The organism is Candidatus Trichorickettsia mobilis (genome assembly GCF_034366785.1).
GTDB lineage: Bacteria > Pseudomonadota > Alphaproteobacteria > Rickettsiales > Rickettsiaceae > Trichorickettsia > Trichorickettsia mobilis_A.
On sequence record NZ_CP112932.1, the window covers coordinates 1121791 to 1133892 of the forward strand.

Genomic DNA, 12102 nt, shown 5'->3' on the forward strand with positions numbered 1-12102 from the left:
GAGAATAATATGCAAAAAATAAAAAAGAGATTTATCCCACAATTTGTACATCTTACTGAGTCTCAAGAAGGGCAAGAAGATTTTGCAGCTTTGCTTGAGCAAGTAAACACTAGCCACGTAAAAGAGGGAACGGTAGTCAAGGGGCAAGTAATTAGTGTCGAGAAAGATGTAGTAGTAGTTGATGTTGGCTTGAAAAATGAGGGTAGAGTCCCTAAAGAGGAATTTGCGCTATCAAAAAATCAACAGTTTCCACAAATTGGTGACATTGTTGATGTGTATGTTGAAAAGATCGAAGGTCGTAATGGTAGAACTATCTTAAGCCGAGAAAAGGCTATAAGAGAAGAATCATGGGTACATTTAGAGACTGCATGTGATAAAGGTGAATTCGTTAATGGTGTAATTTTTGGTCGAGTTAAAGGTGGTTTTACTGTCGATCTTTCTGGAGTTGTAGCGTTCCTACCTGGAAGCCAAGTGGATGTAAGACCGATAAAAGATATGTCAGCATTGATGGGTATTGTTCAACCTTTCCAAATACTTAAGATGGATAAAAAACTTGGTAATATTGTGGTATCAAGGCGTGCTATTTTAGAAGAATCAAGATCAGAAGCTCGCGATGAAATGTTGTCAAAGATTAAAGAAGGCATGGTTCTTGAAGGCGTAGTAAAAAATATTACCGATTATGGAGCTTTTATTGATTTAGGTAGTTTAGATGGGTTGTTGCATGTCACTGATATTTCCTGGAGTAGAATCAATCATCCTTCTGAAATATTGGCATTAGGCCAAAAAGTAAAAGTTATGGTCATTAAGTTTCATGAAGATACTAAGCGTATCTCTTTAGGAATGAAACAGCTTGATGATAATCCATGGCAGAATATAAAAGAAGAATTTCCTGTCGGCAAAATTATGACTGGTAAAGTAGCTAATATTGCAGATTATGGTGCTTTTATTGAGTTAAAAGATGGAATTGAGGGGCTAGTACATTCTAGTGAAATTAGTTGGATTAAATCGACGCAACATCCTAAAAAACTGTTGACTATCGGTCAGGAAGTACAATTTATAATCTTAGAAATAGATACAGACAAACATAGAATATCGCTCAGTATTAAACAATGTAATGAAAATCCTTTGGTAAAATTCGCTGTTACTCACCCTGTAGGTAGTATTCTACGCGCTCCAATTAGAAATATTACGGATTTTGGGATGTTTGTCGCAATTGATGAAAATATTGATGGCATGATCCATGAGACCGATATTAGTTGGGATGGTAAAGGCACAGAACTATTAAAATCTTATGCCAAAGGTGATATAGTAGAGTGTAAAGTTCTGTCAATTGATATTGAAAAAGAACGTATCAGTTTAGGTATCAAGCAATTGAAAGAAGAGCTTGTTGAAGTTGATGAGTTGGATGAATTTAAAAAAGGTCAAGCTCTTACCTGCGTCGTAACTGCGATTAAAGAAGATGGTATAGAAGTTAATATCAATGATAAAGCAAGCGGAGTGATTAAAAAAGCAGAGCTTTCTAGTGATAAAATTGATCAAAAACCTGAAAGATTTGTAGCTGGAGATAGAGTAGATGCCAAAGTAATTTCTGTTGATAAGTCTTCACGTAAAGTAGTTTTATCAATAAAAGCGCTTGAAATAGAAGAGCGTACGAAAGCTATAAAAGAATATGGTTCTGCTGATAGTGGAGCAAGTCTTGGTGATATACTAGGGATGGCGCTAGGTAAAGATAACTAGACTCGATAAACTTCAGAAATTGGCATCGTCGTATCTAAAGATCTGTGGTGCTCACGTATATATGTACGCTGCGCTCCTCGACCTTGATACTTCTAGCTCTTCCTGAAGTTTATTTTCGTCTGTCATCAAATGTGTTGCAAAATAAATAAGATACGTCTGAGCTGAGGGACAATCGTTTTGCTTTAGTACCACCATATACTTCGATCCCGTCATTTTGAAGGCTTTGCCTGAAGCAATCCAGTTACATGTTTTCATTTTCTGGATTGCAACGGCTACGTCTCGCAATGACGGGGTGAAGCACTTGCAATGACTATAGAGAGATTAAAGCTTGACGATTTGTATAGTCTCTTTTCCTTAACTTGACGCCTATGATTTATTGAACACTCTTACACATCACATCAATTGAGTATTTATGGATAGTATAGTTATTGTAGGTGGTACTCCACTTAAAGGCACTATAGAAGTAAGTGGTTCTAAGAATGCTGCTTTGCCAATTATGGCTTGTGCAATGTTAACTGCAGACAAACTAATATTGCATAATGTACCTAGACTTGCAGATATACGCACTATGAAAGTTTTGCTTGAACAGCATGGGGCAATAATAGAAGTTCATAATAATCATAAGAGTTCAACCCTTATTATTGATTGTAGTACCATTAATAATCTTATTGCACACTATGATATGGTGCGTAAAATGCGTGCTTCAATATGGGTATTAGGACCGTTGCTTGCCAGATTTGGTACAGCCGAAGTTTCACTTCCTGGAGGATGTGCTATCGGCGCAAGACAAGTAGATCTACATTTAGCTATACTTGAGTCTATGGGTGCGATTATTGAGATAAAGCATGGATATATTTATGCTACTACCAATGGTCATAGATTACGAGGAGTGCATTTTTGTTTTAATAAAGTATCGGTAGGAGCTACTATCAATGCAATTATGGCAGCAACTTTGGCAGAAGGGACAACATTGTTGTCTAATTGTGCCCAAGAGCCAGAAATAGTTGATTTGTGTAACTGTCTAAACAAAATGGGAGCCAATATTGTTGGTATAGGTACTAGTGAGCTAGAAATTATAGGTTCACCTTCATTACATGGTGCTGAATATAGAATAATGCCAGACAGAATTGAAGCTGGCACATATATGATAGCAGCTTCAATTACTAAAGGCGACGTAACTATTAGTGGTATAGATTATCATATAGTAGAAAATTTGGCACTAAAATTAACTAGTACTGGTGTACTAGTTGCTCCGACTGATAATGGTATAACAGTAAGATGCACTGATACACTCAGATCAGTCGATATGCAAACACAAGTATATCCTGGGTTTGCTACTGACCTACAAGCGCAATTTATGAGTTTAATGACTGTTAGTCAGGGAGTATCGGTGATCACTGAGAATATTTTTGAGAATAGGTTTATGCATGTTCCAGAATTAAATCGGATGGGTGCTAATATAATAGTTAACGCTAACACTGCTGTAGTGCGTGGAGTGGATCACCTTAGTGGTGCTGAGGTAATGGCAAGTGATCTTAGAGCTTCAGTATCATTGATACTTGCTGGTCTTGTAGCAGTTGGAGAAACAAAGGTACGTCGTGTGTATCATTTGGATAGAGGGTATCAGGCTTTGGAAGAAAAATTAGCTAGTTGTGGAGCTCAGGTAAGAAGAGTAGCTGGTGATGCAATATAATAGACCTCTTGCATAACCTATTCCGGTTGGTAATTTTGTCTCCGTTCCGCAACAAACAAGAGATTGCTTGCGGTACTCGATTTCGTTTTTGTCTGAAAAATTCCTCAACCGTCTCTAGGTTATGCAAGAGGTCTAGTATAAAGAATATTATAGTCACAGCTTTTCATCAGTATAAACTCCCCATAAAAATTCTTTTTGTAACCATCCTTTATATTCTCCACATTGAATTTTACACCAATTTTCGATAGCTTTATGAAGTTGGCACCGAACATTGGGCGCTAGTTTTATAATAATTTTATTTTTATTGTTCGGTGAAGCTAGCATTGGTACAATATCCTTGCCAATAACCACTATAAATCGTTTGGCAGATAATACACTTGCATGAATCCAACCTCCTTCGCCTTTAAGATCTCGAACTAGTCGCCATTGTTCATATTCTTCAATAATTTCTACAGGCTCTCCTTTTTTTATAAATATCCATTCAATAGATGATTTAAAATGTGGTCCAGTTCTAGCGTTAACTTCATTAGATTTAATAGAAACAAATCTAGGTAGTGATAATTTTTTATTATCTGCTTGAACAATCCCAGAATATAATAAATAGATAATTATCAAAAAGCTTGTTATAGAATTATTTTTAATCATTTTCTTCTGAGTTATCATAATCACGTTTAGCAATTAAGTAATTACCAGATCTGAATTGCTCTTTTATACGATTAATCTCATGCTCGCTTACACCAACAGATTTAAGAGTTGCTCCACCAAGTTGCAAGCCGGTCTCATAATCCTCCGGCACAATCATAGTTGCTCCAGCTTCATAAAATTCATGAGCCTTTTTGAGACTTTTTAGCCTGACAATAACATTGCGATCTGAAAAATTATTACAAATTGACTTAAGAGATTTTTTAATAGTTACTTCATTATTCATTGTTAACACTACAGTGCTGGCTCGTTCAATACCAATAGCTTTTAACGTATCTGCTTGTGATATATCACCTGCAAAAATTGGGATTCCGTTACTGAGTTCTTCAGTCACAACATTATGATTAACATCTAGTACAATATAGTTAAGCCCTTCCGCTTCCAGGACACGTGCAATCATTTTACCTACTTTACCAAAACCAGCAATAATTATGTGGTTTACCAAATCACGAGCACCAAGTTCAATAATTTGCACAGGAGTTTTACCAAGGCTACGTTCCATTGTTTCAGTAATTTTTTGACCAAGCATTGCTAGCAATGGAGTAAGCGCCATAGTACAGGTAACAACTAATAATAATATGTTGGCATCGCTTTCCTTAAGGAGGCCATTATCTTTGCCAAGACTAAATAAAATAAAGGCAAATTCTCCACCTTGAGCAAGTAATAAACCTGAATGTAGTGCGGTGCCTTTATTAAAGCCAAATAGCACACATAAGGCAGAAATTATTAAAGCTTTAATAATAATCAAAGCGATAGATAAGGTAATAATATGAGATATTTGTTGATAAATTTCATTTACATCAATTTTCATGCCTACTGTCATAAAAAACAGACCTAATAAAAGACTTTTAAAAGGATAAATACTTTCTTCTGCCTGTAATCTGAAATCAGTTTCTGCTACCAATACTCCAGCAACAAAAGCGCCAAGTGCTAAAGATAGTCCAAAATATTCAGTACCGAGAGCAGCAGAAAGCACAATCAGTAAGGTCATTGATATCGGTAATTCACTGCTATCCCCACTTTCTGATGAAATTAAACTAAATAAAGGTCTCAGTAGTAATCGGCCAGCAATAAAAATGCCAAGTAAAGCTATAATAGCTTTGCCGAGAGCAATGCCTAGTGCCGTAAATAAAGAAGTTTCACTGCTTCCGGACAATATAGGTACTATTACTAAAAGAGGTACTACGATAAAGTCCTGTAAAATTAATATAGCTAAAGAAATTCTACCAACCTGAGTAGATTGACTTCTGTTTTCTTCTACCACCTGCATCACAATAGCAGTAGAGGATAAAGCTAGCCCGCCACCAATTACAATTGCAGCACTGCTATCATCACTAATTAGTACTACTGCTCCGGCTATTACTGTTGCAGTTATTAGCACTTGTAGCAAGCCAAGGCCAAAAACATATTTCCGCATAGCTTTTAGTCTTTCAAAAGATAATTCCAAACCTATTGCAAATAATAGAAATACTACCCCGAATTCAGCTAATAATGTTGTTTGTGAATAGGTTACTATTTTAAGGCCATTATCACCAATTACTGCTCCAGCTACTAAATATCCCAATACTGGGCTTAACTTTAATCGCTTAAATACAGCGACAACAAAAACCGCGGCTGCAATTAAAGTTATTACGCTAACCAGAACATGTCCTTCTGCTGCCATATAAATTACTAGTCCCAGTTTATTATATTATCTACTTAGTTACGTTTTGTGAGTTGACTTAACAAGCTATCATTAGAACTTTACTTATGCAAGAAATCATCTAAATTTTCACTATTTTTTATGTTTTTTTAATTACTTCTTTGATTAAAGGTACTGTAATATTGCGCCGATGTTCTAAAGCAAAGCTATTGACTTTCGTTAGTAAATAAATAATTTGATCAAATTCTCTGGGCAAATGCGCTAACAGGAAATTTAGTACTTGTTCTGATAGGTTAATAGAATAATTAGAAAAATATTTAAAAATTAATATTTGCATCAATTGATCATCTGGTTGTGCAATTGTAAGCTTAAGAATAGAATTTATCCTTGAGGTAAGATCATGTAAGGTAAAATTATTTAATGAATTGCTGGTAGTCATTAGCAAGTATTTTTTATTTTCATTAAAAAAGTTAATATGATGCAGTATATCTTGTGATAACCAGTTAAGTTCTATATCTTCTATAATGAAAGCGTCATATAGCTCCAGCAATGAGGGTGATAAACTATTATCTCTAGTTAAAATAAAAGCATTAGAATTTTGCTGCCATATTTTAGCCAGATGAGTCTTGCCAGAAGATTTAGATCCGTAAAGCAATATACAGAAGGGGTACGGTAATACTCCCCAGTGATTGGGCCATTGTTGAATTATAGTATAAGCATAATGGTTTGATGAAGATACAATGAATTCGTCTAAATGGTAAGAAGTAGTTGTATTGAGGGGCATCGTTAATTGTTGCATAATTAAATAATATCTTATCCTTATTACTCCCTCATAATATATTCCTGAAGTTTATAATAAATCTTGATTAACTCTTGTGAGAAATAATAGGTTTGGTTTAAAAATAGCGCTGTCAGCTCCGGGTGTTCTGGGTATTCATGAGCTAGATTATTACGTAATTCTCGAATCTCAAGCCAAATATCTTTGTTTTCAATTATATTAAATTTTTCAAGTTTATGTAATTTATCGAGCATGGTCAAATTTTTATAATTCTCATTTGCTACTTCAAAAAAAAGATCGATTACTTTACTTCCTATATAATCCTGAAGTTTTGAGAAGCGGTTAACCATTAATTCAATAATTAAAAATTCTTCTTCACTAAGATTTTGTATTTTTTCTGCAGTAAAAGGTATTAGATTTGATAATTTTTCTCGGGCATAAATTATCCTTTGTTTATGGATATCAGCAATTTTTATAATTTCATTTTTAATTAATTTATTCATGTAATTTGAGTAACTAAACTAAGATTTATAAATAGCGCTAGATTTATAAATATCGATAGCATAACACAATAGTACTTTGATAATTCCAGCAATTGGTATCGCAAAAAATATTCCGATAAAACCAAATAAATTGCCGCTTGCGAATACTGAAAAAATAATCCACAATGGATGCAAACCTAGTTTACTACCAATAATTTTAGGGGTCATAATATAGCTCTCCATAATATGTCCAACAATATATAGAGCAATAATATAAACAATTTTTATGGTGCAGCCAAAAGTAAAATAGCCAATTGCGATAGCAATAGTTATAGAAATTACTGTTCCGATAATCGGAACAATGATTAATACTCCTGAAATAATACCTAATAATAATCCAAAATCTATTCCGATAATTGATAATCCTATACAATAGAAAGCAGCAAGTAAAAAGCAGATGTTTAATTGCCCTCTAACATAAGCAGATAATAATTGGTTTATATTTGACAACAAAATATTTATTTGCTCTTTTTTAGCCAGTGGTAATAATTCTTCGAGATGCTTGGTAATTTTTGGCCAGTCACGTAATAAATATAACAAAATAATTGGCACCAGAAAAAGTAGAACCAAGACATTAATGGTAGCTATAGTATATTCCCAAATGTTATTTACTATTTTTCCTAACATGCTCATAGTGTTATTAATAAAAGTTTGGCTAGAACTTTGAATTTTATCAGCAATAGTTGGATCTATTGTATGAAGTTTATTGGTAAGCTGTGGAATTAACTCACTTTGTAAGTATGTTTTATATACTGGAATTTTACCAATCAATAACGCAATTTGATGATATAATAATGGCAGCACTAGAGTTAGTAATATGATAACACTACTCAAGAAAGTAATAAGAATAGTGTAAACAATTATTGATCTTGGGAATTTATATTTTGTATATAAAGTATCGATTAAGGGTTCTAATATGTAAGCAAGGGTAAAAGCAATAAAAAAGGGTAGTATAGTGTTGGCAATTAATATAGAAAAAATTGTTAACCCTGAGATAAGTAGTAACCAAAAGATTATTTTCAACTTAACCGCCGCCTTTTATTACATCTATTAAACTATAGAGATTTCCATACATTTTAAAGCTAAGACCGTTTAGATAAAAACTTTCTGCCAATTTATAATCATTACTTTTAGTAAGAATAGTTACTTTATATTTCTCGTCATAATTATGAGCTATTGAAAAGCTCTCAAGGTCACTAATATTTTGTAATTTATCTTTGATTCGAGTAAGTTCATCCTCAGTAAAGGCTTCAAGGTCTAAAATTATTGTTCTAATATCATCTTCTACTACTTTAGTAACTACTTTAGGTTTTGGTGCTTCGTTGTCAGAGATAATGGCAAGATCTTGCGCATCATTATTGCTAAAACGCCCATATTTATTAACTACAGTCTTTAATATTGTATCTATTGTTTGCGTAACTTCATTCAGATTATTTAAAGGATAACTCTGGTTAGATATGGTTTTACCATTATTATCAATTATTATATATTTTACATCCATTACCGCAGCGCCAGTATTAATATCGGTGAAATACTCACAGACTATTAGCATAACTTTTTTTAGCAGTTTAGTAGGAAATATATCTAGAAAGTTCGAGAATGATAAAGTTAATACATTATCTGCATTAATCTTTTTTACTATACCCATAGATGATTTGGGATAGAACAACTTTGCTTGATCTAAGATATTTCGATTTTTCGACCATTTTTTGTTCCATTCCTGATCACCATCCCAAAGTGTTAAGATATTTTTTTGTTTTGAAATAGGTAGAATTAAATATTCATAAAATCGATCTTTTACTGAATTATTGCCATATTGAAATAATAGCTGTTGTATAGGGTATAAATTATATTGGTAAGTTACAGTTGCTTTATACAGATTATCAGTTTCTGTGACATTCTTAGCAGCTACAACAGTAAAAACATCTTTAAGTTTTAAATACGGGACAGCAGTTACAGCACTGGCGTTAATACCCAGCGTATCGGCAACCATCAAAAATGCTCGTTGCATACCTTGATTTTGAGCCTTGATTTTTGACTCATATTTATTATTTCCCTGTGCTTCAATATATAATTCTGAAACTTCAAGGCTTGCATTGGCAAGATTGGTAAAAAATATGCATATGATATGCAGAATAATTTGTTTATATAATTTTTTCATTAGACCTCTCTCACAAACTTACTTCTGCGGATGATTTGTATACAGCGCAGTACCTGTGAATTGCTCTTTGATTTTATCAAGGATTCAGGTGCTCACATAGCTTATAATCTATGCTGCGCGCCTTCACCTCTCAAAATCAAATTCAATTCGCAGGTATTGCACAGTATATGTCGATCAAGCACTCGAATCCGAAACAAACCTAAAGTGCGCTGGGGGTCGAGGTACAGTGTCTCTTTCAAATCCTATCCCAGAAGTAAGTTTGTGGGAAAGGTCTATTCATCAGCTTTTTTTGCGACTGTCACCATAGCTGGCCTTAGTAATCGATCTTTGATTTTATATCCGGCCTGCATTGTACCAATTATATTATCGTGATTATATTCATCTGTCACTATTTGTGAAACTGCATGATGTAAATTATAATCAAATTTTTCACCAGGAAGCGGAGCTATGGATTCTAAACCATATTTTTTAAATATTGACTCCAATTCTCGTTTAGTCATATCGACGCCAGCAATAATATTCGACAGAGACTCATTGTTTTCTTGGATTTTACATTCTAACGCTCGACATAGATTATCCATGACTCCAAGCAGGTCTTTGGCAAAATTAGTAATAGAATAGTCTTTGCTTTCTTCTAACATCCGATCATAACGGCGTCTTACATTTTCAGATTCAGCTGCTGTACGCAATAACTGATCCTCCAATAATGCTATTTTATTCTGCAAGACATCAATTGTTTCCAGAGATTTTGATTGGTCTATTGAGTCAGAGTTATTTTGATTATTCTCTTTACTTGCTAATTCCTGATCTTTTACTATTTCGTGATTTTTCATGGCTATTTGTCTTTTTTATTGCAACGATTTTTCATTCTAAGATATAGTACTGACTATTATATTTTCAAGTATAGCGTCGGTCAATAAGCTTGTGACGATAAATTTCGCATGCTTCACCTGTGCTCGCGTATTTAATACTGCTTGCGCAGGTTTACACTAAAATTTATCGTCACAAGCTTATTTACTCTAGCTATAGTTTTAATGTGAGTAACGGTTTTATGCGACATTTAGGCAGAAAAAACAACGAATTACGACCTGTTACCATCGAGACCTCAGTATTAAAACATGCTGAAGGCTCATGTTTAATAAAATGTGGAAATACTCATGTGCTTTGTTCAGCAAGTCTTGATGCCACAGTTCCGCCTTTCTTACGAGGGCAAAATCAAGGTTGGGTAACAGCAGAATATAGTATGTTGCCAAGGTCAACAGAAACGCGTATAAAAAGAGAAGCAGCTTTAGGCAAGGTCTCTGGACGTACACAAGAGATTCAACGTTTAATAGGACGAGCTATGCGAGCTGCTGTGGATCTTAAGCTTCTTGGTGAGCGGCAAATTATCATTGATTGTGATGTAATTAATGCTGATGGTGGAACAAGAACCAGCGCTATTACCGGTAGCTATATAGCATTACATTTAGCTATAGCTAAGTTAATGGACAAAAAAATACTAAAAGTTAATCCTTTAACTCAGCAGGTAGCTGCGATTTCCTGTGGTATATACAATGATGTTGCTATAGCTGATTTGGATTATATAGAAGATAGTAATGCTCAGGTAGATGCAAATTTTGTTTTTGCTAGTAATGGCCTCATTGAAGTTCAGGCTACAGCAGAAAAAAAATTTTTTTCTGAGCAGCAATTAACTCAAATGTTGGAATTAGCAAAGTTAGCTACTTCACAGTTATTTATGATTCAGAATCAAGTGTTGCTGACTGTTTTGTAGCAAAGCACAATCAATTTAGGTTTTTAATAAATTTACTGCTGATATATGATACTACGAATAAATATTATTTCATTTGTCAAAACACTATTTAGTCAATTATGGCTTTCAGTGAGTTCAGTTAATTTTTACCAAAATGTTTACCAATCATACAAAGGATATGGGATCAAGTATATATTTACTCTTTCACTATTTTCGTCTTTAATTTATTGTGTTTTTTTCTTAAATTATATTGTGACTTTTAAAGAGTATTTTGTACATAATATAATATCAAAGGATACAGAAACCTTTGAGTATATAATGCAACAATTGCCAGAACTTGTATATGATGGTGCAAGCATTAAAACAGAGGCAGAAACCCCAATATATTTAAAGGATAAAAGTAATAATGTACTTGCAGTGCTAGATCCTAATAATCAATTGGCTCATGTCGATAAAGAAAAAGTCCCAATAATTTTTACTAGCAGTAACATATTAATCTTCTTCCTTGAAGCTAATGATAAAAAACGCATATCTATTCCTATAGAATATTTCAGGATATTTGGTGTCGATGCTAAAATATTAAATGAAACTACTTTGAAAAAGCATTTTGCAAATATCTTTACTAATGCACCAACAATTTTTATTTATATATTAACGCCTCTTGTAGTATTAAAACGATTTATTGGTATTTTATTGGATAAAAGTTTAACTATTGTTTTGGTTTACTTGGTAACTAATTTGTTAGGTCCTAGAACTAATATGAAAACTTGTGCGCGTTTGGTACTGTTTGCCAGTGGAGCAACAACATTAATACAACCTTTGGTATGGATGATTTTACCAGAGTTTGAGATTCTAGTGTTTATTTTGCAGATGTGGACTAATTTCTTATTATTTTTTGCGATTATCAGAATACGTTCACAAAAGAGTAGTATCTGATTATTACTTTAAATTCTCACATAAACGATCATATAAGCGAAACATTTTGTAGATCTTGTAATTCTTTGATATCTAAAGGAAAGATATTTAATTCTTTAAAAATATAGTATAAGATATTATAGTATAAGATATTCTTTATAAGGCTAAGTTAGTTATAAATA

11 protein-coding genes are annotated in these 12102 nt (G+C 33.4%); 4 read left to right on the forward strand and 7 right to left on the reverse strand.

The genetic code is table 11. From position 1 onward, the window contains the following. Nucleotides 1–9: 9 nt before the first annotated feature. Nucleotides 10–1737, forward strand: a complete 1728-nt coding sequence (locus tag Trichorick_RS05155) for a 30S ribosomal protein S1 (protein ID WP_323737947.1) — start codon at nt 10–12, stop codon at nt 1735–1737. Between the two features lie 412 nt (nt 1738–2149). Then, nucleotides 2150–3430: a UDP-N-acetylglucosamine 1-carboxyvinyltransferase gene (gene murA, locus Trichorick_RS05160; protein ID WP_323737948.1), complete on the forward strand. Its 1281-nt coding sequence runs from the start codon at nt 2150–2152 to the stop codon at nt 3428–3430. A 153-nt stretch (nt 3431–3583) separates the two neighbouring features. On the opposite strand, the gene Trichorick_RS05165 is transcribed toward murA, so the two are convergent. The 7 genes from Trichorick_RS05165 to grpE form a co-directional block, all read right to left on the reverse strand. Then, nucleotides 3584–4093 carry an SH3 domain-containing protein gene (locus Trichorick_RS05165; RefSeq protein WP_323737949.1) on the reverse strand — a complete coding sequence of 170 codons (510 nt, stop codon included), beginning with the start codon at nt 4091–4093 and terminating at the stop codon, nt 3584–3586. Continuing rightward, nucleotides 4068–5795: a monovalent cation:proton antiporter-2 (CPA2) family protein gene (locus tag Trichorick_RS05170; protein WP_323737950.1), complete on the reverse strand. Its 1728-nt coding sequence runs from the start codon at nt 5793–5795 to the stop codon at nt 4068–4070. The genes Trichorick_RS05165 and Trichorick_RS05170 overlap by 26 nt, the downstream gene beginning before the upstream one ends. A 118-nt stretch (nt 5796–5913) precedes the next feature. Then, nucleotides 5914–6573: an HdaA/DnaA family protein gene (locus Trichorick_RS05175; RefSeq protein WP_323737951.1), complete on the reverse strand. Its 660-nt coding sequence runs from the start codon at nt 6571–6573 to the stop codon at nt 5914–5916. A gap of 23 nt (nt 6574–6596) precedes the next feature. Continuing rightward, nucleotides 6597–7055 carry a hypothetical protein gene (locus Trichorick_RS05180; protein WP_323737952.1) on the reverse strand — a complete coding sequence of 153 codons (459 nt, stop codon included), beginning with the start codon at nt 7053–7055 and terminating at the stop codon, nt 6597–6599. Between the two features lie 18 nt (nt 7056–7073). Continuing rightward, on the reverse strand, nt 7074–8117 hold the full coding sequence (locus tag Trichorick_RS05185; protein ID WP_323737953.1) for an AI-2E family transporter: 1044 nt from the start codon (nt 8115–8117) through the stop codon (nt 7074–7076). A gap of 1 nt (nt 8118) precedes the next feature. Further along, on the reverse strand, nt 8119–9255 hold the full coding sequence (locus Trichorick_RS05190) for a hypothetical protein (RefSeq protein ID WP_323737954.1): 1137 nt from the start codon (nt 9253–9255) through the stop codon (nt 8119–8121). Nucleotides 9256–9527: 272 nt separating this feature from the next. Next, nucleotides 9528–10088 (reverse strand): nucleotide exchange factor GrpE, encoded by a 561-nt coding sequence (gene grpE, locus Trichorick_RS05195; RefSeq protein WP_323737955.1) that lies wholly within the window; start codon nt 10086–10088, stop codon nt 9528–9530. 218 nt (nt 10089–10306) lie between these two features. On the opposite strand from grpE, the gene rph reads away from it, so the two are divergent. Continuing rightward, the gene (gene rph, locus Trichorick_RS05200) at nt 10307–11026 is read left to right on the forward strand and encodes a ribonuclease PH (protein WP_323738881.1); all 720 of its coding nucleotides are present in this window, start codon (nt 10307–10309) and stop codon (nt 11024–11026) included. Nucleotides 11027–11071: 45 nt separating this feature from the next. Further along, nucleotides 11072–11941 (forward strand): DUF1189 family protein, encoded by an 870-nt coding sequence (locus Trichorick_RS05205; protein ID WP_323737956.1) that lies wholly within the window; start codon nt 11072–11074, stop codon nt 11939–11941. Nucleotides 11942–12102 lie beyond the last annotated feature (161 nt).